Below are 24,110 nucleotides of genomic sequence, written 5' to 3' on the forward strand. Positions count from 1 at the left end.
AAACGGGGTCTTGGGAAAGATTGCTCAAAAACACTACATATTGTGGTCAGAATTCAGTCAAATGATGCCAATAATTCAGAGTTGCATGTTTTGTGACTCCTGCACGTACCCTCGACGGACGTGTCGCTAAAGTTAGCGGGTGGCGTCGTAGTAGCGCAGTGGCCCACAGGAAGTGATAACGACTATAAAAAGGACGAAACAATGAAAGGCCTGAAACTTTCTATACTGGCGCTCAGCGTGGCAGGCGTGCCCGCCGCTGCCCTGGCGGAAATCCGGAGCCTGGATGAGAACGCCATGGGTAACATCACCGGCCAGGCCGGTGTGACCATCGAGCTGGAAACCAGGTTGAATATCGATCGGTTCATCTACACGGATGAGGGGTCGCTGGAGATCAACGACATCTTTGTGGGTGGCGGTAATCGGACCGACTACTTTTCGGAGTTGGGGACCAACATCACCAGCCAGCCGGCGAGTGACAAGCTCGACAACATCCGGATCAACATCGATATTGCCAGTGACGGCGATGCCATCATAAACATCCTGCCTATGTCCTTTGGAGCGGTGGATTTCACCATCGCCACCGGTGCCTGGAACCTGGTCGGCCAGGGCGGCGAGACTACCACGGTCATGGATAATTTCCGGATGGATGCGTTGATCGGCTCCGGAACAATCCGCATCGACACAGCCACGGACAGGCTCAACCTTCTGACCGATTTCGCCATCGACGACCTGGACTTCGACGTACCCTTCCTGGCGTTAGGGATCCGGGATCTCGAGCTCACCGGGGCCGATTATGACCTGTCTGCTCCCCAGCCACTAAGACTGTTTGCCAGCGTCGATATGGACATCTTCAAGGATACCAATGCGGCCGGCGGGGAAGCGCTGGCAGTGGAGATGGACAACTTCACGGCGGATATGCGGATTGGTGGCGTGTTGATCGGCGGTACATCGATTGGTTCGGTGGCGCTGGACAACCTGGCGATTACCAACACCGCGATGCGCATATACGGTCACTGACCGCCCGTGTCTTGATGGCATAAAAAAGGCGGGAGTTTCCATTCCCGCCTTTTTCTATATCAGCCGATTCAGCCCAGCAGCAAACTGTCGTCATCCACTTCCAGGCCGCGCTGTTGCTCGAACAGCCCGAGCAGGTCCTTCACTTCCAGACCTTCCCGTTCCTTGCCCGCAATGTCGAATACCACCTGGCCCTGGTGCAGCATCACCGTGCGGGTGCCGACTTCCAGTGCCTGTTTCATGCTGTGGGTGACCATCAGGGCAGTGAGTTTCTGCTCCTCGATGATCTTTTCCGTCAGTTCCAGCACGAAGGCGGCGGTTTTCGGGTCCAGGGCAGCGGTGTGCTCATCCAGCAGCAGGATGCTGGAAGGCGTCAGGCTGGCCATCAGCAGGCTCACGGCCTGGCGCTGGCCACCGGAGAGCAGGCCCATCTTGTCGCCCAGGCGGTTCTCCAGGCCCAGTTTCAGGGAGGAGAGGCTTTCCCGGAACTGGCCGAGAAACTGCCTCTTAACCGCTGAGGTCAGCCCTCGGCGCTGGCCACGTTTGATGGCGAGGGCCAGGTTTTCCTCGATGGACAGGTTCTCGCAGGTGCCCGCGAGGGGGTCCTGGAACACCCGGGCCACCCTTGCCGCACGCTTGTGGGTGGGCAGCCGGGTGACATCCTGGTTGTCCACGATGATCTGGCCGGTGTCCACAATCACTTCGCCCGCGAGGGCGTTGAGGAAGGTGGATTTGCCGGCGCCGTTACTGCCGATCACGGTGACAAATTCACCCTGGTTCACGGTCAGGCTCATGCCTCGGAGTGCCGGGTTTTCCAGCGGCGTTCCCTTGCCAAAAGTCAGTCGGAGATCGCTTGCACTGATCATGTCGATTCCTCAGGCCTTTTTGCGGGTGAGTTTGCCGATTACGGAGTTACGCACGCCCGGCAATACGATGGCCAGGGTTACGAGCACGGCGGTGATCAGGTTCAGATCCTGTGCCTGCAGGCCCAGCACGTCGGCGTTCAGGGCGAAGGCGATGGCCAGGCGGTAGATGATGGCGCCCACCACGCAGGCTATCAGTGCCCGGACAACCGTGGAGGGTGTGACCAGGGCTTCTCCGCCAATCAGGGAAGCCAGGCCGATGACGATCACGCCTACACCCATGGTGACGTCCGCCGCACCCTGGCTCTGGGCAAACAGCGCGCCGGCCAGACCCACCAGGCCGTTGGACAGGGCAACGCCGAGAACGATCATACCGCCGGTGGCGATACCCTGGGCCCGGGCCATCCGGGGGTTGGCACCGGTGGCACGCATCGCCAGGCCAGTTTCGGATTTCATGAAACGCCACAGCAGGATCAGTGAGATGAAGACCACCACTACGAACAACAGCACCGGCACCTGGTGGTAGGCCAGATCCAGTTCGTACCAGGGGGTGAGCACGGTTTCCTCGGTCAACAGGGCCACGTTGGGCCGGCCCATGATCCGGAGGTTCACCGAGTACAGGGCGATCATGGTAAGGATCGAGGCCAGCAGGTTCAGGATGTTGAGCTTGACGTTAAGCAACGCGGTGACGGCGCCGGCTGCCATGCCGGCGAGCACCGCCGCACCGGTGGCAATCCAGGGATTCCAGCCAGCGATAATGAGCATGGCGGCCACGGCGGCACCCAGCGGGAAGCTGCCGTCAACGGTGAGGTCGGGGAAGTCGAGAACGCGGAAAGAGATGTAGATGCCGAAGGCGACCAGGCCATAGATGAGGCCGGTTTCCAGGGCGCCGTAAAAAGCGATTTCACTGAGCATGGGTAGTATTCACTGTGAAAGAAAAACGGGCGGGCCCTTGTGGGGTCCGCCCGTATTGGTCTGGGCGTTTACTTGTCGGATTTGACGACTTCTTTCGCTTCCTTGACGAAATCTTCGGACAGGGTGATACCCATACGCTCGGCGGCGGCAGGGTTCACGAACAGGTCCAGGGTGTCCATGGTTTCAACGGGCATGGTGGCGGTTTCCGCACCTTCGAGCACGCGGACGACCATCTTGCCGGTCTGGCGGCCGTGCTCGTAGTAGTTGAAGCCAAGAGCGGCCACGGCGCCACGCTCAACGGTAGCGGTGTCAGCGGCGAACACCGGGATATCAGCACGCTCGCCCACGGAGAGCACTGCCTCGGCGGCGCTGATCACGGTGTTGTCGGTGGTCAGGTAGATGGCGTCGGCTTCACCCACCAGGGAACGGGCGGCACCCAGAACCTCGGAGGTCTTGGTTGCGGCAGCCTTGACCAGCTCCAGGCCACGGGCGGCCAGGCGCTCTTCTAGCATGTTGACCAGGGAAACGGCGTTGGCTTCACCCGGGTTGTAGACGGTACCGATGCGTTTGGCATCCGGCATCACGCGCTGGAGCATGTCCAGATGCTTGTCGAGCGGCAGCATGTCACTGACGCCGGTGATGTTGGCGCCCGGTGCTTCCAGACTCTTGACCAGCTTGGCGCCTAACGGATCGGTAACAGCGGAGAACACGACCGGGATATTGCGGGCGGCTGCGGCGACGGTCTGGGCGGAAGGCGTGGCGATGGCCACGATCACATCCGGGCTCTCACCGACGAACTTGCGGGCGATCTGGGAGGCAATGGCGGAGTTGCCCTGGGCACTCTCGTGCATCACGGTCAGGTTTTCACCTTCCTTGTAGCCTTGTTCGGCCAGCTGGTCCTTCACGCCCTGGTAAACGGCGTCCAGAGCCGGATGTTCGACGATCTGCGTGATGGCAACCGTCTTGGCTTCCTGGGCCTGTACCAGGCTTGCCGCTGCCAGCAGGGAGGCACCCAGAAGAGTGCGCAGAGTTCTCTTGGCCATATACCCATCTCCGAGTTTTTTAATGGTTTCAGGTGTGTCGGGTCTGACGTCCGGAAAGAGCGTGAGTTTATCACAGCCCGGGGCCGTAGGGGGTAGGGGATCTTGAAGGCTGAGAGGTTTTTGCCCGAAGAAGTTGTAATTTCTAATTGTTTTGCGCCCGTCACGTTTTGACGGGCCGATGTGTGTTGAAATACCCTACGAAAGTCTAATAATACGCCTGATAAGGCGAATAATTAAAAGCACTGTGACGCATAAGGAAGGTCCATGGACACAACAAACAAACTTCCCCTGGATATGGTCTATCACTGGGAGAAGGCGAAGAAGAACGACCTCTACATGACCCAGCCCGTGGGCGATGGCAAGGTAGTGGAGTACACCTGGGGTCGTGCGGTGGAAGAGGCGCGCCGGATGGCGGCCTATCTGAAATCCCTGAACCTCCCGGAAAAGAGCCGGGTGGGCATCATTTCCAAGAATTGCGCCCAGTGGGTCATGTCGGATTGGGCCATTTGGATGGCCGGGCACATTTCCGTTCCCCTGTATCCCACGCTGAACTCGGACACCGTCAACTACATCCTTAACCATGCGGAGTGCGAAGTATTGTTCGTCGGCAAGCTGGATGACTGGGACATGATGAAGCCCGGCGTGCCCGAGTCGGTGCGCTGCATTTCCTACCCGCTGAGCCCGCCCAACGATTTCGAAACCTGGGACGATATTGTCAGCAAGTACCCGCCGCTGGAGGAGAACGTTCAGCGTGATCCGGAAGAGCTGGCCACCATCGTCTACACCTCCGGCAGCACCGGCCGGCCCAAGGGCGTCATGCTGAGCTTCAACAACATGGCGTTTGCCGCGGCCGGTGGCATCGAGACCCTGGGTGTCGGCCCGAACGAGCGGATGCTGTCCTATCTGCCCCTGGCCCACGTGTTCGAGCGCACCTTTGTGGAGCTGGGCTCGCTGTATTCCGGCTTCCAGCTGTACTTTGCGGAATCCCTGGATACCTTTGTCCAGGACCTGCAACGGGCGCAGCCCACATTGTTCCTCTCGGTTCCCCGCCTGTGGGTGAAGTTCCAGCACGGTGTGCTGCAGAAGCTGCCGAAGGAGAAGATGGACCGGCTGATGAAGATTCCGCTGGTGAACCGGCTGATCAAGAAGAAGGTGCTCAAGGGCCTGGGCCTGGACAAGGTGAAGCTGGCCGGCAGTGGCTCCGCGCCGCTGTCCCACGATGTGCTGGACTGGTACCGCAACCTGGGCCTGGAGCTGCTTGAAGGCTACGGCATGTCCGAGAACTTTGCCTACTCCCACATGAACAAGCCGGGTCGGGCCCGCACCGGGTACGTGGGCGAGTCACTGCCGGGTGTGGAAACGAAGATCAGCGAGGAAGGTGAGGTGCTGGTCAAGAGCCCCGCCACCATGATGGGCTACTACAAGGATGAGGAGAAAACCCGGGAAACCTTTACCGAGGATGGCTTCCTGAAGACCGGCGACAAGGGCGAGATCGACGAGATGGGGCGCCTTAAACTGACCGGCCGCATCAAGGAGATCTTCAAGACCAGCAAGGGCAAGTACATTGCGCCCGCGCCGATCGAGAACCGCCTGATGTCCCACGACGCCATCGAGATGGTGTGCGTGTCCGGTGCCAACCAGACCCAGCCCCATGCCCTGGTGATGCTCGGCGAGGAGGCCCGGCCGAAGCTCGCAGATGAGAACTACCGCAAACAGCTGGAAGACAGCTTCAAGAACCTGATCCGGGAAGTGAACAAAACCGTGGATCCCCACGAGCAACTAGCGTTCATTACCGTGGTCAGTGACGAATGGTCCATCGAGAACAGCTTCCTGACTCCGACGCTCAAGCTCAAGCGGAACGTGGTGGAGGATGCCTACCAGGAGAAGGTGGACAACTGGTACGCCCAGAAGCAGCCGGTTATCTGGCAATAAACCGCGGTTGACCGCACCATCGCTCCAACGAAAGGGCCCGGAATTTCCCGGGCCCTTTCTATATCTGGCTGTATCTGGCCGACGTTAGTCGCATGTTGAAAACGACGGCTCGGGCCTAAACTTCTGTTAGTCAGGAGGAAGTTATGACCCAGTTGGCCCTTTTCCAGAAACGAATCAACGAAGATATTCCCCTGTCCCGTGCGCTGGGTATCCAGCTGCATTCCTGGGACGGTCATGCGCTGGTGTTGAGCGCACCGCTTGAGCCCAACCGCAACCACCAGGGCACCGGTTTTGGCGGCAGTGTCTATTCCGCCGCGGTAACCGCGGCCTGGAGCCTCACCGAGCTCGCCCTCGCGGATCTCGGACTGAGAGGCGCCGTGGTCGTGCAGAGTGGCAACATCGATTACCTTGAACCGGTCACCAGCGATTTCTATGTGGTGTGCCGTTTGCCCGGGGAGGAGATTCCCGAGCGCTTCCGCAAGAGTCTTGCCCGCCATGGCAAGGGGCGGCTGGATCTGACCGCTGAAGTGTTCTGCGGTGAGCCCACGGTACTGCCGAAGACTGATCCGGTGGCGGTGTTCCAGGGTCGTTTTGTGGTTCAGGATGTGCGGTCCCGGGTGGACCTTTAATTCCGCAATTGAAGGCCGCTTAGTCCTAGGCAATGCTCCGGGTGTTGGAGATGGAGCGGCTCATCAGGATGATCGGCACGATGCCCGCCAGGACAATGATCAATGAGGGCAGGGCGCTGTGGAACAGGCGCTCGTCCGAGGCGAACTGGTACACATAGGTCGCCAGGGTCTCGAAGTTGAACGGCCGCAGGATGAGCGTAGCCGGCAACTCTTTCATGCAATCCACGAACACCACCAGGGCGGCGGTCAGCAGGGTGCCCCGGAGCATCGGCAGATGCACGTTCATCAGGGTCTTGCCCGGTGTGTAGCCCAGTGAGCGGGAAGCCATGTCCATGCTCGGCGTGATTTTTTGCAGGGCGCTTTCCACACTTCCGGCGGATACCGCCAGGAAGCGGACGGTGTAAGCAAACACCAGCGCAAATGCAGTGCCGCTGAGCAGCAGGCCGGTGCTGACACCGAAGGTGTTGCGCATCAGGCTGTCCAGCCAGTTATCGAAGCCCGCCAGGGGCACAATCACACCCACCGCCAGTACCGCGCCCGGCATGGCGTAGCCCAGGCTGGAAAGCCGCATCAGAATCTGCATGCCCCGGGTGTTATGCAGGCGCCGGCTGTAAGCGAGGATGACGCCGATCAGCAGGGTGGTCAGGGCAGCAGCGCTGGACAGGAACAGGCTGTTCAGGGTGTTCTGGACGAAGTCCGGATTCCAGCTCTCTTCAAAATATTCCCAGGCATACAGGCCGAGCGTTCCGGCAGGCACCACGAAGCCGAGGATGAACGGAATGGCGCACACAACAACGCAGATCAGCTGCCGGGGAAAGGACATGGTAAAGCGGCGGATCGGGTCCCGGTTGTCGCGGGCGGCATACTGCTGCTGACGGCGGCGGGAATAGCGCTCGAGGGTTACAAGAATCACCACAAACACCAGCATGGTGGTGGCAATCTGCGCGGCTCCGCCCAGGTTGCCCAGGTTCATCCAGGTATCAAAAAGCCCGGCGGTCAGGGTCTGGACAGCAAAGAAATCGACCGTGCCGAAATCGTTCAGGGTTTCCATCAGCACCAGGGAAAGGCCGACGGCGACAGCGGGCCGGGCAATGGGCAGGACCACCCGGAAGAAGGTGCTTAGCGCGGAATGGCCAAGGCTGCGGCTGACCGCAAACAGGGACGGCGATTGCTCCAGGAAGGCGGCCCGGGCCAGCAAATAAACATAGGGGTAGAGCACCAGGCCGATCATCAACGTGGCGCCCTCGAGGCTGCGAATCTCAGGGAACCAGTAATCGGAGGCATTCTGCCAGCCAAACCAGTCGCGCAAGGTCCGCTGAACCGGGCCGGCGTAGTCCAGCAGGCTGGTGTAGACATAGGCAATTACGTAAGCCGGAACGGCAAAGGGCAGCAGCATGGCCCATTCGAAGAACTTGCGCCCCGGAAATTCGCACATTGTCACTGCCCAGGCGCTGGACAGACCGATTGCGAGGGTGATGGCGCCCACACCGACCATCAGCTGGATGGTGGTCCACAGGTAGCGTGGCAGGGTGGTGTCGATGAGGTGGGGCCAGATGTTCTCTTCCGGGAAGAAGGCCAGGAAGATCACCGAGAGTACAGGGAGCGCCACAATGGCGGTAATCAGGGCGGCGGAAATGATCCAGCGACGGGAAGCGCGTTTTGCCAGCAAGGGCTGAGTGAGCCCCGGATCAGCGGCGGTTACGGCCTCGGTCATAATGCTCCCGTCTGTCAAATGGAACTGAGAAAGATTGAGGATTGTAGTCAGCTGCCAGTTGCGCTGCAATGACTCGCGTCATTTTCGGAACCGATACACCCGAGACAGGAAAGGGCGCCGCAGCGCCCTTTCCCTGATTTTATTGCTGTCGGTCCGGCGCGATTACTCGCCGTCGTAGTCGACGCGGTCAACCAGTTTCACTGCGGCATTGCGGTTATTGGCAATTTCCTGCAGGGACAGGTCGTCCGGGTTCATTTCACCCCACTCGGCAACGAGACCGGAGGGCTTTACTTCCGGGTTGGCCGGGTATTCGGTGTTGGCCTCGGCGTAAATGCGCTGGGCCTCCGGCGAGGACAGGAATTCCATCAGTTTGATGGCGTTTTCCTTGTTCGGTGCGCTGTTGGTCAGGGAGATGCCACTGATGTTGACGTGGGTGCCACGGTCATCGGCATTCGGGAACACCAGGCGAACCTGTTCGGCAATCGGGCGCTGGTTCTCGTCCTGCAGCATGTTGCCGTAGTAGTAGCTGTTACCGATAGCAACGTCACACACACCTTCGGCGATGGCTTTGATCTGGTCGCGGTCGCCACCCTGTGGCTTGCGGGCCAGGTTGTCCTTCAGGCCGGCCAGCCATTCTTCGGTTTCGGCCTCGCCGTGGTGGGCGATCATGGAAGAGAACAGGGCCACGTTATACGGGTGCTTGCCACTGCGGGTGCAGATGCGACCTTCCCACTTGTCGTCCGCCAGTTGCTCGTAGGTGGTGATTTCACCTTCTTCCACGCGATCTTTCGAGACGAAAATCAGGCGGCCGCGGGTGGTCAGGGCAAACCACTTGCCGTCCGGATGACGCAGGTTCTCCGGGATGTTTTTGTTCAGTACGTCGTTCTCCACGCCCTGAACCAGATCGCGCTCGACCAGTTCGTTGATGCGGGAGATATCCACCGTCATGACTACATCCGCCGGGCTGTTGCGGCCTTCACGCTCCAGGCGCTCGGCCAGACCCTGTTTGGCGAAGACCACGTTGGTCTCGATGCCGGTTTCTTTTTCAAAGGCGTTGAGCAGCGGCTCAAGCAGGTATGCCTGGCGGTAGGAATAGATGTTGACTTCGCCGTCGGCGGATGCGGAGAGTGGCATGGCCGCCAGGGCCATTGCTGCGGTTGCTGCCAGTTTCATGCGCATGATGATGTTACCTCTGCCTGATTTGAGTTTGTTTCGCTTGTAAGAGTCACAAGCATCTAAAAACAGCAACCATTCTCATTTGTATTGGCGGCAGAGTCAATATCACCTTTGGAATATTTCAGGCAAAATGGTGGTATTCTTCAGAACACTCTAAAAAACATGAAGTTTTTCGTAATACAGGGATTCCGGAATGACTGGAAAAGCAGGGATGATGCACAGAATATTGTTTCTTTTTATTCCGCTGGTGGCTCTCTTGCCCGGCTGCGCCAGCTACTACAGCCATTTCGCCATGTTTCCGGCAGAGAACTCACAGGGTGAGTCCCGCCAGGTGCGGGTGTCCTGGAACTCGGCGGAATATCCCGACTGGTGGGTCCTCAACGACCGTTCCACGGCACTGAAAGTGGAAACCCAGTGCAGTGCCCGGATATGGCGACTGCAGGATGACTCCCATGAGGATGCGGGCAAGTGCGGGGACGGAATCCGCGCCTGCGCGGAACCCGGGGTGGATCGGGTGGTGGTGCGTCGGGAGGACCTGGATCCATCGGCGTGTCTCGTGGTGAACCCGGGGCAGAGCAATGCCCGGATTGCAGGCATAGAGGGGCGTCTGGAATTGCTGGTGGCCTGCGAGCCGGTGGTGCCTGAGTCGGAGCGCGAAGGGGAGATCGTCAATATGGATTATCTTCGTGCTTCTCCCGTTCCTTACACTGTCTATACTCGTAAAGTACCTCGCGGATCCCTGAGTGCCAGTCTTCCGGCCTTCGATGAATCCGCCTGCGAATAGCCAGGGGTGAGCGGTGTGATTCAGATCACGGCGTTACAGTCTGTTTACCTTCAGTTACTTTCTGGATCTTTTGGGGTACGAAAATGTAATGGACTCTTGTGTAAGCTGGTTCAGAATGTCAAATATCTAAAAATGAATAATTTTCAGGGGTGACTCTCGTGGGTGTCCAGCAGAGAAAAGTTGCGGTTCATGACTTGGAAGTGGGCATGTTTGTGTCCGATCTGGACCGGCCTTGGCACCAGACACCGTTTCCTATCCAGGGGTTCTACATCCGTTCCGAGGATGACATCCGGGCGCTGAAATCCCATTGCCGCTGGGTGATGATCGATGTCGCCGAAATCCGGGACACCACGAAATTCGATCAGGGCGAGATCAAGCCGGCGTTCGGGCGCAGAACCCTGAGGCGTGGCGGTGATCGTGAGGAACTCAAGCTGCCGCCCCTGGCCATTCAGGAGCCGGTGCAATACGAGACCACGACAACCCTGAAGAAAGAAATCAAGGTTTCCCGGCAGCTCCTGGACGACGCCGAGATTGCTCTGGAGCGTGCCTTCGAATCCCTGCAGGAGGGTGGTGAGGCCGACCTTCGCCCGGTTGCTGAAATAACCCGCAAGATGGTCGCCAGTGTGATTCGTCATCCCGACGCACTGCTGTGGCTGAGCCGGATTCGAGCCCACGATGACTATATCTACCGCCACTCACTCAACACGTCGATCTGGGCGCTGGTGTGCGGTCGTCATCTCGGCCTCAATGAAGGGCTCCTGAATCACCTGGGTATGGGTTGCCTGTTGTCCCAGGTGGGTAAGACGGTTCTGCCGCGCTCTCTGCTGAACCACGAAGGTCAGTTCAGCGCCGAGGACTATGCTCGTTACCGCACCTACGTTGAGAAGGGCCTCGCCATGCTCGAGGGCACCGGCGTTTCCCGCGCAGTGCTCAGCGTGGTCGGCGGTCATCGGGAGCGGCACAACGGCTCCGGTTTCCCGCAGGGTGTCCGCGGTACCCGGATTCCGCTGATGGCGAAAGTGGCGGGTATTGCCGAGTATTTTGAGAGCCTGATCGGCCCCCGGGACGGTGGCGATGACCCCATGACGCCGGCCAAGGCAGTCAGCCTGCTGTACGAGATGAGGAACATCGAGTTCCAGGAAGACCTGGTGGAGAATTTCATCCAGGCGATTGGTGTCTATCCGACCGGCAGCCTGGTGGAACTCAGCGACGGCCAGCGTGGCATCGTGGTTTCCCATTCTCCGGAGCGCCGTTTGTGGCCGAAGGTGATGGTGATGACCGATCAGGAGCACAAGCCCCTGAAGTCTGCACACATCATCGACCTTGCCCGTTACAACGAGAGCCGGGACGTCAACGAGGCGCTGATCGTGAAGGAATGTCTGCCGCACGGCTCCGAGGGTCTGGATCCTTCGCGGTATGATGTTACCGGTGCGGAATCCCGCTGGAATTTCAGTCGTCTGATCAGCGGATAATCACCCGCAGGCTCTTGCGTACCCAGCGGTAGGTGTTTTCGGGGCGGAAGCTCATCACCAGTTCAGATTCACCACCGCTGTCCCCACTGACGAAATAGTCCAACTCGGCACTCTGCCAACTCCACGCGTGTATGGTGACATCCTCCGGGCGAGTGCTGATGGCCTCGATCTCCGCGAGCGCCGTGTCGCCTCCGATGCGTTGCACCCGGACGCTCTTGATTTCGGTGTCACTGGCCGGGTGGTTGGCCACGTCTTCATCCAGGTAATAGCCGTTGCTGACAGTGGTGGTGATGTCCTTCAGTTCCCGGCGCAGGTAGGTTCGTGCGTCTTCGTTGTCTATTTCATCCAGGGTCCGGATGGCTTCCAGGATGCGATCCCGCTTGGCCTGCAGGTCCTGCCGGTATTCCACATCCGGGTCCCAGTCTTCCTCGTTTTCCGGCCGTTCCGGGGCATTCTGGATCTGCTCAGGGGTGGGCGGGGGTTCGCAAAGTTCATCTCCTTCCGGGTGAAAGCAGATCCTGGCCAGCAGCTGGTTCGCAGGTGAGGGCGTTGTGCCCGTGGCGGTAAACTCGGTGGTCGGCACGTTGAAGTCGATGGTGCCATCAATCAGGGGCAGGGCCGCGTTAAGCTGATCGATCACCCGTTGGCGAATTTCGATGCCCTCGTCTTCCGGCACACCCTGGGTCCAGTCCAGTGACATCAACAGGCGGGTCATGTTCATCAGCGCGCCGTTATCCAGCAGGTTGAGTTCCGTGCGGGTATGGGTGCGAAGGCCTTCGGTGTCGACCGTCGGGGTTTGCAGGGCACTGCGAATGTCGGGGAAGAATTCCAGCAGGGTAACGTGGGGTCTGGCCGGAACACCGTCTGCCAGGACCAGGTCCCCGACCTGAAAGCTCAGGGTCTCGCCGGGATAATAGCGGAACTGGCCGTCGAGGTTGGTGGTGCCGCTCTGACTTGCGGTCCGGAAGTCCAGGCCGCTGAATCCGTTGAAATTGAGTTGCCCGGTTTCCGCGGCGATACTGCCGCCGTCATCACTGCCCAGGCAGCCCGTCAGGGCGAAGGAGCTCAGGAGGACGGTCAGGGGCGCAGTTCGGTGAACGAATCTCATGTTTCGGCGTACATCCCGGTCTTGATGGCTGGCAGCGGAGAGTCCGGCCGGCGTTTTGTAAGTTGTTGTAACTGCATTATAGGGATGGCGGTTGGCTGATATCGCGATACCTGTCGCAGTTTGGCGGTTTTGCCGGGGCGACAGGCATACCCTTGAATTTCACGAGGTTGCCACAATGAATAGCACTCTACTTTTTGGCGTGCACGGCTGTGCTGGCTGCCATCGAAATCCATCGGATCCGGGATGAGCTATGACCAACGCACTGGAAATTGAGGGCCTCACCAAGACCTATGGTGACGGGTTCCAGGCCCTGAAGGGGATTGATCTTCATGTCAGGGAAGGGGATTTCTTCGCGTTGCTGGGCCCCAATGGCGCCGGCAAATCCACGACGCTGGGCATCGTCTGCTCACTGGTGAACAAGACCGCCGGCAAGGTCCGGGTGTTCGGCCATGACATCGACACCAACCTCGCGGGTGCGAAACTGAACCTCGGGGTTGTGCCTCAGGAGTTCAATTTCAATCAGTTCGAAAAAGTGTTCGATATCGTGACCACTCAGGCGGGCTATTACGGCATTCCTCTCAGTCGGGCCTCGGTGTCCGCCGAGAAATACCTCAAGAAGCTGGGCCTCTGGGACAAGCGGAACACTCCGGCCCGCATGCTTTCCGGTGGTATGAAGCGCCGCCTGATGATTGCCCGGGCGCTGGTACACGAGCCGAAGCTGTTGATTCTCGATGAGCCCACCGCCGGTGTCGATATCGAGCTGCGCCGATCCATGTGGACCTTCCTTGAAGAGATGAATCGCGAAGGCACCACCATCATCCTGACCACCCATTACCTGGAAGAAGCGGAAGCCCTGTGCCGGAATATTGCCATCATTGACCATGGCAAGATCCTCAAGCACACCAGTAAGCGCGAGCTGCTGCAGCAGCTGAGCGTGGAGACCTTCGTTCTGGATACCGAGAAAGAGCTCTCCGGTGCACCGGAGCTGGAAGGCGTCACCTGCCGCATCAATGACGAGGGTGCCCTGGAAGTGGACGTGGAAAAAGGCCAGGGCCTGAACACGGTCTTTGCACAGCTGGATCAGCTTGGCATCAAGGTCGTCAGTATGCGTACCAAGGCCAACCGGCTTGAGGAGCTGTTTATCCGGATGGTGGAAGAGAATGCCGCCGACACCCGCAAGAACGTGGAGGGTGCGGCATGAAGCTTGATGCATTGTGGGTTGCGTTCTACACCATTGTTCTCCGTGAGGTTCGCAGGTTTACCCGGATCTGGCCGCAGACGCTGTTGCCGCCGGCAGTCACCATGACGCTCTACTTCATCATCTTCGGCAACCTGATCGGTTCGCGGATCGGTGAGATGGGCGGCTTTAACTATATGCAGTTCATCGTGCCCGGTTTGATCATGATGGCGGTGATCACCAATTCCTATGCCAACGTGGTGTCGTCCTTTTTCTCCATGAAGTTCCAGCGCAGTATCGAGGAGCTTCTGGTATCCCCGGTGCCAAACTGGGTGATCCTGGCCGGTTACGTGACCGGCGGCATGGCCCGTGGTCTTGGTATTGGCGTTATTGTCACGGCGTTGTCCCTGGCATTCACCCAGCTGTCGATCCACAGCCTGCCGATGGTGGTGGTGACGGTGTTCCTGACGTCCGCGCTCTTTTCTCTGGGCGGTTTCATCAACGCCATGCTGGCGACCAAGTTTGACGATATCTCGATCGTGCCCACCTTCGTGCTGACCCCGCTGACGTATCTGGGCGGCGTGTTCTACAGCATCGACATGTTGCCGGGGTTCTGGCAGGGCGTGTCCATGGCGAACCCGATCCTGTACATGGTGAACGGCTTCCGTTTCGGCATACTGGGTGTTTCGGACGTTAATCCGTTCGTGTCTCTTGGTATGATTCTGGTCTTCATCGTTGTACTGGCGTTCATTGCCCTGCGTATGCTCGAGCGCGGCAAGGGCATCCGCCACTGATTTCAGGAACCGATATGGCTTTGCATAACGCGCCGCTGGGCAAATCCAGCGAATACCCGGATTCTTACGACCCGAACCTGCTGTTCCCGGTGGCGCGGGATGAAAACCGCCGCCGGATCGGGCTTGAGGATGGTCGCTGGCCCTGGTTCGGTGAGGACCTCTGGCAGGCCTGGGAAGTTTCCTGGCTCCGGCCTGGCGGTGTGCCTGCTGTCGCCTGGGCAGAGATCTTCGTGCCGGCGGCATCGCCGTCGATCATTGAATCAAAGTCCCTGAAGCTGTATCTCAATTCGCTGAACCAGCATGTTTTCTCCACGCCGGAGCAACTGGTGGAGACGGTGGTCAGCGATCTCTCCAGCGCCTGTGGCGCCGCGGTCCGGGTGAACCTGCACAGTGTCGATGACAGCGGGCAAGCGATCGGTCGCCCCGAGGGTTACCTCCTGATTGATGACGAGCCGGTGGCCGATGTGGTGTACCAGTACGCGCCGGAATGCCTGGCTGTAGAACAGAGTGCAGGGGTGGTGACCGAGCAACTGTGCTCACACCTGCTCAAGAGCAACTGCCCGGTAACCGGGCAGCCGGACTGGGGCACGCTGCTGATCAGCTACACCGGGCCGAAGATCGACCGTTCGGCGTTGTTGCGGTACGTCGTCAGTTTCCGGAACAAGCAGGATTTCCACGAGCACTGCGTGGAGACGGTCTTCACCGATCTGATGGAGCATTGCCAGCCAACGGAACTGGCGGTGTGCGCGCGCTACACGCGCCGAGGCGGGCTCGACATCAACCCGTGGCGAAGTACGCAGGCAGAAGGGAGTGCGGGGCCGAGGCTGATCCGGCAGTAACCGGAGTGGCCCGGTTCAGCCGAGTTTGCCGGAGTCGGGCAGTTCCTCTTCGGAGCGCAGGCGGTCGGCGGCATCCTCGAGCGCTTCCAGGATCGCCTTGCGTTCCTTCTCGGTAATCTTGTCGGAGTCCAGGTACATGGCAAAACCGCTGTGCTCGTGTTCCAGGAAGCTGCGGTTCGGGCCCATGTCCCGGCGGAAGTCCACCACCTCGTAAATCGGCACCGGCTTGGTAAAGCCCTTGACCGTAATCTCGCCCTTGTCACGGCACATGATCCGGTCCTTGATCAGTGAGAAGGTTTCATAGGAAACCAGGATCTCACCAGGCTCGGCCAGGGATTCGAGCCGGCTGGCAAGGTTCACTTCCTTGCCGATGATGGTGTAGTCCATCCGGTTCTCGGCGCCGAAGTTGCCCACGGTGGTGTAGCCGGTGCTGATGCCCATGCGGATCTGCAGGGGCGTCTTGATGCCCTGGCTCCGCCACTTCTGGCGCATGATCTTCATGTGTTTGCGCATTTCGATGGCCATGGATACGCAGGCAAAAGCATCTTCCTTCTGGCCCCGGCTGGTGGGGTCCCCGAAGAACACCATGATGGAATCACCCACGAACTTGTCGATGGTGCCGCCGTACTTCAGGGCTACCTCGGACATGCCGTTGAAGTAGTGGTTCAGCAGTTCAGTGAGGGCCTCCGGCTCCATCTCCTCGGACAGCTCCGTGAAGCCCTTGATGTCCGAAAAGAAGATCGCCAGCTTCTTGCGCTGGGTTTCCAGGCGGACATCCCGTTCACCGGTAAAGATGGACTGCCAGACCTGGGGCGACAGGTACTTGGACAGTTTATGGGAGAGGGCGATGGATTGTTCCCGCTGGTTCTGGATCTGGGTCTTGGCCAGCATCAGGGCGCGCGCCTGCTGGTGGGAATAGAAGGCGGTAACGCAGATATAGATACCGGTGGCCAGCACCGCGCTGATACTGGTCAGCAGCGGCGACTGGAAGGACTCGGCGGGCCCGGCGAGGGCAGCGCCGGCAGCAATCGCGGATGCCATGAGGGTGGTGCCCATCAGCCATTGGCGGATGCCGCCGATGATCAGGCAGCTGAACATCATCATCAGGGCCACTGAAACCGCGGGCACGGCTACCAGTCCGGTTAAACCGATGAACGTGCCGCCGAACACGCAATCGACCAGCAACATCTTCTGGCGGATGCGTGGAGAGCGGTTCAGAAAGGTTCGGCGGGTAAGGAAGTGGGCGATGTGGGGCCAGAGCAGGGCCCCGGCAACCAGCCACAACAGCCAATGTTCAAAGGCACTCTGAAGGACACCGATGACGATGATGACGGCAGTGACCGTATAGGCAAGGATACGCCCGCTGTAATCCGGCATCGGGGGAACGGCCGTTGAACTGCTGCCCTGCTCGTGGGACAGCGCGTTGCCGGCGCTGTTGCTTGCGTTTCGCAAGTCCACAGGGGCGCTCATCATCTCAGAAACGGATCCTGCCAATCAGCATGTCTCGGAACATCACCCAGTCTCCCATCAGGCTGTAAAGCGGGTATTTGAAGGTAGCCGGGCGATTTTTCTCGAACTTGAAGTGGCCCACCCAGGCAAAGCCATATCCGATAACCGGGAGCGCCAGTAACCACAACAGTTTGCCCGAGGTGATCGCCCAGATTGCCACGATCAGGACCAGCAGGCTGCCGACAAAATGCAGGCGCCGGCAGGTGACATCACTGTGCTCTTCCAGATAGTAAGGATAGAATTCTGAAAAGTTGCGAAATTCATTCTGGTCATTCATGGTGCTGCCACTTCATTTATAGTTGTTAACATGGGCCAACCAGAGTTGAAGGTTACCAGTATTACGTATAAGCCACAATTCGCGTGTGGGCTTCTAAACAGGGCTTTTTGAACACATTTTTTCCAGACAGCGAGTCGATATGACGTCCGTTACCGAGTTCCTTCTCAATCGCAGTTCCGAACCGCGCCTCACCGCCCCCGCCCCGGACCGGAAAACCCTGGAGCGTGCCTTTGCCTGCGCCGCACGGGCGCCGGATCACGCCCTGTTGCGGCCCTGGCGTTACCTGGTGGTCGAAGGGGAAGGGCTTGAGCAGTTGGGCGAGCTGTTTGCGTCCACCTGTCCCAACAATGCCGACGAGCAGGACATTGAGAAGTTGCGCCGCGCGCCGCAGCGGGCACCGATGATCATTGTGGGGATTGCGTCTCCGAGCGAACATCCGAAGGTTCCGGAAGTGGAGCAGCTGTTGTCCGCGGGCGCCGGCATGAGCTTTCTGGAACTGGCGCTGCAGGAGGCCGGGTTCGGCGTGATGTGGCGTACAGGCACGATGGCCTACCATCCGGCAGTCAGGGAAGGTCTGGGTCTGTCAGAGCAGGAATCCATCATCGGTTTTCTGTATACCGGAACGGTCGCCACGGAGAAGCCGAAGGTGCCTCGGCCGGAGGTTGGGGAGTTCGTCTCGGACTGGCCGCCTGAACGCCGGTAATGTTATTGCTTTCGAAAATAACGTCAGTATAATCCCCCACACTCTCCGATGGCGGCGTGGTGAAATTGGTAGACACGACGGATTCAAAATCCGTTGGGGTAAAACCCGTGGCGGTTCGAGTCCGCCCGCCGCTACCATCATCTTTCCTGCAGTGTCGTAACCAGTCCATCCCATGAACGTCTCCGACTTTTATTTTGATCTTCCGGACGAACTCATAGCCCGGTATCCGCTCACGGAGCGCAGCGCCTCCCGTCTGCTTTACCTTGAAGGGCTGACCGGCAAGGTTGACCATCTCCGGTTCACAGACCTGCAGGACCTGGTCCAGGAAGGTGACCTGCTGGTATTCAATGACACCCGGGTGATTCCGGCGCGGTTGTTCGGCCGGAAAGAAACCGGCGGCCAGGTGGAAGTGCTGGTCGAGCGGGTAACCGGTGAACACGAAATCCTCGCCCATGTCCGTGCCTCCAAAGCTCTCAAAGCCGACCAGAAGGTGATTCTGGAAGATGGCAGTGTGCTGCGCATGGTCGAGCGCGAGGGTGCGCTGTTCCGGCTGATGGCCGAAACCGCTGAGCCTGTTCTCGAACTGCTCGAGCGTATTGGCCATATGCCGCTGCCACCCTATGTAGACCGCCCCGACGAATCCTCTGACCGGGAACGTTACCAGACGGTTTATGCCCGGGAGGCCGGTGCGGTGGCAGCCCCGACGGCGGGGTTACACTTTGACGAGGTGATGCTGGAGCAGCTTCGGGAGAAAGGTGTCGAAACCACCTTTGTAACACTGCATGTGGGGGCCGGTACCTTTCAGCCGGTGCGCGTGGAGCGAATCGAGGACCACGTGATGCACAGCGAGGTTGCGCATGTGCCGGAGCAAACCGTCGAAGCGATCGAGCGGACCCGTGCCCGCGGCGGGCGTGTCATTGCCGTTGGTACCACATCGGTACGGTCCCTGGAGTCCGCGAGCCGGGGTGGCCGTGTGCGGCCGTTCCGGGGAGAGACCGATATCTTTATCCATCCGGGTTACCGCTTCCAGACCGTGGACGCCCTGATTACCAATTTCCATCTGCCGGAATCGACCCTGATCATGCTGGTCAGTGCCTTTGCCGGTTACGACAATGTGATGGCGGCGTACCGGGAAGCCGTGGCCGAGCGCTACCGTTTCTTCAGCTACGGCGATGCCATGTTTATCACCAGCCAGGAGCCCAGCCGCGGCATGCTCCTGGGCGCATACGCCAGTGCTGCCACTACCGAATCCGACGAGTCCGGAGAATCATCGTGACCAATTCCTGCTTCATGTCCTTCGAGAAAATCACCGAAGACGGTCGTGCGCGGCGTGGCCGGCTGACGTTTCCTCGGGGTGTGGTCGAGACGCCGGCATTCATGCCCGTCGGTACCTATGGCACCGTCAAGGGCATGCTGCCCCGGGACATCCATGAAATCGGTGCCCAGATCATTCTAGGTAATACCTTTCACCTGATGCTTCGCCCCGGCACTGAAGTGGTGAAGGCACATGGTGACCTGCACGATTTTACCCAGTGGCAGGGCCCGATTCTTACCGATTCCGGCGGTTTCCAGGTGTTCAGCCTGGGCGAGATGCGCAAGATCACGGAAGAGGGCGTGACCTTCCGGTCACCGGTGGATGGCTCGAAAGTGGAGCTGTCACCGGAAATCGCGATTCAGGTACAGCGGGATCTGGGCTCGGATATCGTCATGATCTTTGACGAGTGCACGCCTTACCCGGCAACCGAGAAGCAGGCCCGGGAATCCATGCAGCTATCCCTTCGCTGGGCGGAACGCAGCAAGAATGCCCACGAGGGCAATCCGGCCGCGTTGTTCGGTATCGTCCAGGGTGGCATGTACGAAGGGCTGCGGGACCAGTCCCTGGCGGGGCTCACAGAGATCGGTTTTGACGGCTACGCCATCGGCGGGCTGTCGGTGGGGGAGCCGAAGGAAGACATGATCCGTATCCTCGATCACCTGCCGCCGAAAATGCCCGAGGACAAGCCGCGCTACCTGATGGGCGTTGGCCGCCCGGAGGATATCGTCGAGGCGGTGCGCCGGGGAGTGGACATGTTCGACTGCGTGATGCCCACACGGAACGCCCGGAATGGCTACCTGTTCACATCCACCGGCATCATCAAGATCCGCAACGCCCGTCATCGCCATGACATCAGTCCGCTGGATGAGCGTTGTGACTGTTACACTTGCCAGAATTTTTCGAGAAGTTACCTGCATCATCTGGATAAGTGTGGAGAAATGCTGGGCGCGCAGCTCAATACGATCCACAACTTGCGGTTCTACCAGAACCTGATGGCTGGATTGCGTGGGGCCATTGAAGCAGGTACATTGTCGGACTTTGTTAGCGACTTCTACGCCCTTCGCGGCGAATCGGTACCGCCGCAGGCCGGTGCCTGAATGAATTGCCAAACCAACGGAGATAATAAATGAAATCAATGAAGTTTCTTGTTGCTGGACTGATGGCCCTGATGCCGGCACTGGCTATGGCCCAGGATCCCGCAGCCCAGGGCATGGGCGTGATGGGGCAGGTGATCTTCTTCGCCGGCTTTATCCTGATTTTCTACTTCCTGATCTGGCGCCCCCAGTCCAAGCGTGCCAAGGAGCACAAGGCGCTGATGTCCGGTCTGAACAAGGGTGATGAAGTTGTGACTTCCGGTGGTGTTGCCGGCAAGATCACCAAGGTGACTGATGACTTCATCGTGGTCGAAGTGGCCGATAACGTCGAAATCAAGGTTCAGAAGGTTGCCGTTGCTGCAGCCCTGCCCAAAGGTACCCTGAAGGATATCTGATCCAGGTGAGGCTATCTGCCTTCCCAGGAACCTGCCTGTCTGATTCTTTCTGGCTGACAACCAAGGCCGGCCCCCGGGCCGGCTATTAAGGGAACCCATGCTGAACAAGTACCCGCTCTGGAAAAACCTGGTTATCCTGGTCGCGCTCGTGATCGGGTTTATCTACGCTCTGCCGAACCTTTTCCCCGATGATTACGCCATCCAGATTACCGGCGCCCGTAGCAGCACCGAAGTGAATGAACGCGTGCTGGAACGTGCGGTCCAGGCGCTGGAATCCGAAGGCATCACGGTGAAGAGTAGCTCCCTTCAAGAGCGTGATGCCCTGATCCGCCTGACCAGCTCCGATGACCAGCTCAAGGCCCGCCCGACCGTCCAGCAGGCGCTGGGCAACGAATACCTGGTGGCATTGAACATGGCTGCGTCCACCCCGGACTGGCTGAAAGCCGTCGGTGCAGGACCCATGAAGCTGGGTCTGGATTTGCGTGGTGGTGTGCACTTCCTGCTTGAAGTGGACATGGATACGGCGCTGCAGCAGCGGCTGGAGGCCTTGTCCAGTCAGATCAAACGGGAATTGCGTGAAGAGCGGGTTCGTTATCGTGGTGGCGATGTGGATGCCGGTGACCGGCAGATCGTCCTGAGTTTCCGGGATGAGGGTTCCCGTACAGAAGCCTTTGACATGGTCCGGGACCAGTACAATGAGTTTCTGATGGACGAGCAGACCGAGGGCGATGAATTTCTCCTCGTGTTGTCCCTGTCCGAAGAGGAAGTAAGGAACATCCAGGAGTATGCGCTAGAGCAAAACCTGACCACGATCCGTAACCGGGTGAATGAACTGGGTGTCGCGGAGCCTCTGGTCCAGCGCCAGGGCAGTGATCGCATCATCGTGGAGTTGCCTGGCGTGCAGGATACGGCTCAGGCCAAGCGGGTGCTGGGTGCCACCGCCAATCTGGAATTCCGACTTGAGGCCCGTCCCGATGCGCCGGCCAGCGAAACGGAGCAGTACAGCTTCCGGGATAATCCCCAGCGCACTGCGCGCCTTGAGCGTGATGTGATTGCCACTGGTAACAATGTGGCTAACGCCCAGCAGGCGTTTGACGAGAACGGCCAGCCACAGGTCAACATCACCATGGACTCCGTGGGCGGTGACCTGATGAACCGTGCCACCCGCAACGCCATTGGTCGCCGGATGGCCGTTTTGTTCATCGAATACCGCACCGAAACCGAAAGCCAGATGGTGGACGGTGAGCCCACTATGGTCGAGAAGCGGGTTGTGGAGAAGGGCATCATCAGCCTGGCAACCGTCCAGTCCGCTCTTGGCAGCAGCTTCCGGATTACCGGGCTGGATTCCATTCCGGAAGCAGCCGAGCTTGCGCTGCTGTTGCGTGCCGGTGCCCTGGCGGCCCCCATGTACTTCGTGCAGGAGCGGACCATCGGGCCGAGCCTCGGTCAGAAGAACATCGATGCCGGCGTGATGTCGGTGGCGCTCGGTTTCGGGCTGGTGCTGCTGTACATGATTGTCTATTACCGCGGGTTCGGGCTGATTGCCAACGTCTCGCTGACGCTCAACCTCATGCTGTTGATTGCCTGCATGTCTATCCTGTCGGCGACGCTCACGTTACCAGGTATTGCCGGTATCGTGTTGACCGTTGGTATGGCGGTGGATGCGAACGTGCTGATCTTCGAGCGAATACGCGAAGAGCTGAAAGCAGGGGTGGCGCCGCAACTGGCGATCAACTCCGGTTATTCGCGGGCATTCGTCTCGATCTTTGATGCCAACATCACCACACTGCTGGTCGCGGTGATCCTGTTCGCCATGGGCTCCGGCCCGGTCAAGGGCTTCGCCGTCACCCTGTGCATCGGTATTCTCACCTCGATGTTCTCAGGGCTGATGGTCAGTCGCAGCATCGTGAATCTTGTGTATGGCGGTCGGGAGATCGAAAAGCTGTCGATTGGAGGGAAGCTGGCAAATGTCTGAGCTGGAGAAGAAACCGTTTGATTTTATGGGGTTCCGGAAGGCCGCTTCCGTCCTCTCCATCGCCCTGATCATTGCCTCGATTGCCTTGCTGGCGGTTCGCGGTCTGAACCTGGGTATGGACTTTACAGGGGGCACGTCCGTTGAGTTCGAATATGCGGAAGCGCCGTCACTGGAGAATATCCGTAGCCAGCTGGATGAGGGTGGATTCGACAATTTCGTGGTCCAGAATTTCGGCTCCGATACGACGATCCTGATCCGCCTGGCGGAAGCGGGTAATGATGAGCTTGCCGTTGAAGTTGCTGATGCCCTTCAGAAGGGCGGCGCGGAGTTCGAACTGATCAGCTCCGAGTTCATCGGTTCCCAGGTGGGCGAGCAGCTGAAGGAAGACAGTGGTCTGGGTCTGTTGCTGGCTCTGGCGGTTGTGCTCATCTATGTAGGTATGCGCTTCCAGTTCAAGTTCGGTATCGCCTCGGTGATTCCGCTGGCCCACGATGTGATCATCGTTCTGGGTGTGTTCGCGCTGTTCCAGTGGACCTTTGACCTGACCGTGCTGGCTGCGTTGCTGGCCGTGATCGGTTACTCCCTGAACGACACCATCGTTGTTGCGGACCGCATCCGGGAGAACTTCCGTAAGATGCGCGTCGGGGATGCCTGGGACATCATCAATACCTCGATCCATCAGACCATCAGCCGGACCATCAACACGTCCGGTACCACGTTGGTGGTGTTGTTTGCGCTGTACCTGTTCGGGGGTGAGGCAATCAACAACTTTGCGCTGGCGTTGATTATCGGTGTGCTGGTGGGTACCTATTCCTCCATCTACGTCTCCGCCAACCTGCTGATCGCGCTCGGTGTGTCCCGCGAGGACATGATGCTGCCGGTCAAGGAGGGCGCCGCCGGGGAGGAAGAAGACGAAGAGCCGCCCGAATGGCTTAACCGGATGTAAATCTCCGGGCACAAAAAAACCGCCACTCCGAGGAGTTGGCGGTTTTTTTATGGCTTGCCGAAAAGGGTGGATCAGCGCGGCAGGCGAGCCCGGAACGGGTGCAGGGTTTTCAGGACTTCCCGGAACAGTTTCGGGTTGGCCACGACCAGTTGCCGGGCGTTACCGGTGGAGGGGTTGCCGGAGAAATCGCCGGTCAGAGCGCCGGATTCCATGGCCAGGGTCACGCCCAGGTCCATATCGGCTTCTTCCGGGCGGAAAATGATGGCGGCATCCAGGCTGCCGGAGGCAACCCGCGCAATGTCCAATACCACGCAGCCGGAACTGCGGAACATGGCTGAATCGTGGGCGACGACAGCGGCCATCTCACCCCAAAGTTGGGAGTTCTCGCTCTTGCGCGCCTGGTCCAGCAGGTTGGTCGCAACCGCGGCCTTGTCGA

The 24,110-nt window shown here is 59.2% G+C and carries 23 protein-coding genes and 1 tRNA gene; 15 read left to right on the forward strand and 9 right to left on the reverse strand.

Going from position 1 to position 24,110, the window contains the following annotated elements:
- Window positions 1–201: 201 nt before the first annotated feature.
- Window positions 202–1,017: a DUF6160 family protein gene (locus tag ACESMW_RS09145; protein WP_372986733.1), complete on the forward strand. Its 816-nt coding sequence runs from the start codon at window positions 202–204 to the stop codon at window positions 1,015–1,017.
- A 68-nt stretch (window positions 1,018–1,085) separates the two neighbouring features.
- Here ACESMW_RS09145 and ACESMW_RS09150 read toward each other — a convergent pair whose 3' ends face one another.
- The 3 genes from ACESMW_RS09150 to ACESMW_RS09160 form a co-directional block, all read right to left on the reverse strand.
- Window positions 1,086–1,880 (reverse strand): ABC transporter ATP-binding protein, encoded by a 795-nt coding sequence (locus tag ACESMW_RS09150; RefSeq protein WP_372986734.1) that lies wholly within the window; start codon window positions 1,878–1,880, stop codon window positions 1,086–1,088.
- A gap of 9 nt (window positions 1,881–1,889) precedes the next feature.
- Window positions 1,890–2,792, reverse strand: a complete 903-nt coding sequence (locus tag ACESMW_RS09155) for an ABC transporter permease (protein ID WP_372986735.1) — start codon at window positions 2,790–2,792, stop codon at window positions 1,890–1,892.
- Between the two features lie 68 nt (window positions 2,793–2,860).
- Window positions 2,861–3,835 carry an ABC transporter substrate-binding protein gene (locus ACESMW_RS09160; RefSeq protein WP_372986736.1) on the reverse strand — a complete coding sequence of 325 codons (975 nt, stop codon included), beginning with the start codon at window positions 3,833–3,835 and terminating at the stop codon, window positions 2,861–2,863.
- Window positions 3,836–4,099: 264 nt separating this feature from the next.
- Between ACESMW_RS09160 and ACESMW_RS09165 the strand changes: the two genes are divergently transcribed.
- The gene (locus tag ACESMW_RS09165) at window positions 4,100–5,767 is read left to right on the forward strand and encodes an AMP-binding protein (protein WP_372986737.1); all 1,668 of its coding nucleotides are present in this window, start codon (window positions 4,100–4,102) and stop codon (window positions 5,765–5,767) included.
- A 143-nt stretch (window positions 5,768–5,910) separates the two neighbouring features.
- The gene (locus ACESMW_RS09170) at window positions 5,911–6,396 is read left to right on the forward strand and encodes a thioesterase domain-containing protein (RefSeq protein ID WP_372986738.1); all 486 of its coding nucleotides are present in this window, start codon (window positions 5,911–5,913) and stop codon (window positions 6,394–6,396) included.
- Between the two features lie 25 nt (window positions 6,397–6,421).
- Here the strand turns inward: ACESMW_RS09170 and ACESMW_RS09175 are convergent, their stop codons facing one another.
- Window positions 6,422–8,110, reverse strand: coding sequence for an ABC transporter permease (locus ACESMW_RS09175; protein WP_372986739.1), 1,689 nt, complete (start codon window positions 8,108–8,110; stop codon window positions 6,422–6,424).
- 162 nt (window positions 8,111–8,272) lie between these two features.
- The gene (locus ACESMW_RS09180) at window positions 8,273–9,289 is read right to left on the reverse strand and encodes a Fe(3+) ABC transporter substrate-binding protein (protein WP_372986740.1); all 1,017 of its coding nucleotides are present in this window, start codon (window positions 9,287–9,289) and stop codon (window positions 8,273–8,275) included.
- Between the two features lie 190 nt (window positions 9,290–9,479).
- Between ACESMW_RS09180 and ACESMW_RS09185 the strand changes: the two genes are divergently transcribed.
- Both ACESMW_RS09185 and ACESMW_RS09190 read left to right on the forward strand, forming a co-directional pair.
- Window positions 9,480–10,070, forward strand: a complete 591-nt coding sequence (locus tag ACESMW_RS09185; RefSeq protein WP_372986741.1) for a hypothetical protein — start codon at window positions 9,480–9,482, stop codon at window positions 10,068–10,070.
- Window positions 10,071–10,228: 158 nt separating this feature from the next.
- On the forward strand, window positions 10,229–11,542 hold the full coding sequence (locus tag ACESMW_RS09190) for an HD-GYP domain-containing protein (protein WP_372986742.1): 1,314 nt from the start codon (window positions 10,229–10,231) through the stop codon (window positions 11,540–11,542).
- Here ACESMW_RS09190 and ACESMW_RS09195 read toward each other — a convergent pair.
- Window positions 11,532–12,650, reverse strand: a complete 1,119-nt coding sequence (locus ACESMW_RS09195) for an organic solvent ABC transporter permease (protein WP_372986743.1) — start codon at window positions 12,648–12,650, stop codon at window positions 11,532–11,534. The genes ACESMW_RS09190 and ACESMW_RS09195 overlap by 11 nt on opposite strands.
- Window positions 12,651–12,900: 250 nt before the next feature.
- On the opposite strand from ACESMW_RS09195, the gene ACESMW_RS09200 reads away from it, so the two are divergent.
- From ACESMW_RS09200 to queF, 3 genes are read left to right on the forward strand one after another with little or no spacing between them, the layout of a single operon-like run.
- Complete coding sequence (locus ACESMW_RS09200; protein ID WP_372986744.1) at window positions 12,901–13,851, forward strand: ABC transporter ATP-binding protein; 951 nt, start codon at window positions 12,901–12,903, stop codon at window positions 13,849–13,851.
- Window positions 13,848–14,621: an ABC transporter permease gene (locus ACESMW_RS09205; protein WP_372986745.1), complete on the forward strand. Its 774-nt coding sequence runs from the start codon at window positions 13,848–13,850 to the stop codon at window positions 14,619–14,621. Before ACESMW_RS09200 ends, ACESMW_RS09205 begins: the two co-directional genes overlap by 4 nt.
- Window positions 14,622–14,635: 14 nt before the next feature.
- Window positions 14,636–15,460 (forward strand): NADPH-dependent 7-cyano-7-deazaguanine reductase QueF, encoded by an 825-nt coding sequence (gene queF, locus ACESMW_RS09210; protein WP_372986746.1) that lies wholly within the window; start codon window positions 14,636–14,638, stop codon window positions 15,458–15,460.
- Between the two features lie 15 nt (window positions 15,461–15,475).
- Here queF and ACESMW_RS09215 read toward each other — a convergent pair whose 3' ends face one another.
- Both ACESMW_RS09215 and ACESMW_RS09220 read right to left on the reverse strand, forming a co-directional pair.
- Window positions 15,476–16,933 (reverse strand): adenylate/guanylate cyclase domain-containing protein, encoded by a 1,458-nt coding sequence (locus ACESMW_RS09215; protein ID WP_372986747.1) that lies wholly within the window; start codon window positions 16,931–16,933, stop codon window positions 15,476–15,478.
- A 1-nt stretch (window position 16,934) separates the two neighbouring features.
- Window positions 16,935–17,246 (reverse strand): Mpo1-like protein, encoded by a 312-nt coding sequence (locus tag ACESMW_RS09220; protein ID WP_092002566.1) that lies wholly within the window; start codon window positions 17,244–17,246, stop codon window positions 16,935–16,937.
- Window positions 17,247–17,385: 139 nt separating this feature from the next.
- Between ACESMW_RS09220 and ACESMW_RS09225 the strand changes: the two genes are divergently transcribed.
- The 7 genes from ACESMW_RS09225 (at window position 17,386) to secF (ending at window position 23,674) form a co-directional block, all read left to right on the forward strand.
- Entirely contained in the window at window positions 17,386–17,949 is a 564-nt protein-coding gene (locus ACESMW_RS09225; protein WP_372986748.1) for a nitroreductase family protein, read from the forward strand.
- A 50-nt stretch (window positions 17,950–17,999) separates the two neighbouring features.
- Window positions 18,000–18,086, forward strand: a tRNA-Leu gene (locus ACESMW_RS09230).
- Between the two features lie 35 nt (window positions 18,087–18,121).
- Complete coding sequence (gene queA, locus ACESMW_RS09235; RefSeq protein WP_372986749.1) at window positions 18,122–19,225, forward strand: tRNA preQ1(34) S-adenosylmethionine ribosyltransferase-isomerase QueA; 1,104 nt, start codon at window positions 18,122–18,124, stop codon at window positions 19,223–19,225.
- Window positions 19,226–19,239: 14 nt separating this feature from the next.
- Window positions 19,240–20,361, forward strand: a complete 1,122-nt coding sequence (gene tgt / locus ACESMW_RS09240) for a tRNA guanosine(34) transglycosylase Tgt (RefSeq protein WP_372986754.1) — start codon at window positions 19,240–19,242, stop codon at window positions 20,359–20,361.
- A gap of 29 nt (window positions 20,362–20,390) precedes the next feature.
- Window positions 20,391–20,753 (forward strand): preprotein translocase subunit YajC, encoded by a 363-nt coding sequence (gene yajC / locus ACESMW_RS09245; protein WP_343809273.1) that lies wholly within the window; start codon window positions 20,391–20,393, stop codon window positions 20,751–20,753.
- A 97-nt stretch (window positions 20,754–20,850) separates the two neighbouring features.
- Window positions 20,851–22,728 (forward strand): protein translocase subunit SecD, encoded by a 1,878-nt coding sequence (gene secD, locus ACESMW_RS09250; RefSeq protein ID WP_372986750.1) that lies wholly within the window; start codon window positions 20,851–20,853, stop codon window positions 22,726–22,728.
- The gene (gene secF / locus ACESMW_RS09255) at window positions 22,721–23,674 is read left to right on the forward strand and encodes a protein translocase subunit SecF (RefSeq protein WP_372986751.1); all 954 of its coding nucleotides are present in this window, start codon (window positions 22,721–22,723) and stop codon (window positions 23,672–23,674) included. The genes secD and secF overlap by 8 nt, the downstream gene beginning before the upstream one ends.
- A 71-nt stretch (window positions 23,675–23,745) precedes the next feature.
- Here the strand turns inward: secF and ACESMW_RS09260 are convergent.
- Window positions 23,746–24,110: inositol monophosphatase family protein (locus ACESMW_RS09260; protein ID WP_372986752.1), on the reverse strand; the 365-nt coding region annotated here is incomplete at its 5' end.

Source organism: Marinobacter sp. (genome assembly GCF_041690455.1).
In the GTDB taxonomy this organism is placed as follows: domain Bacteria; phylum Pseudomonadota; class Gammaproteobacteria; order Pseudomonadales; family Oleiphilaceae; genus Marinobacter.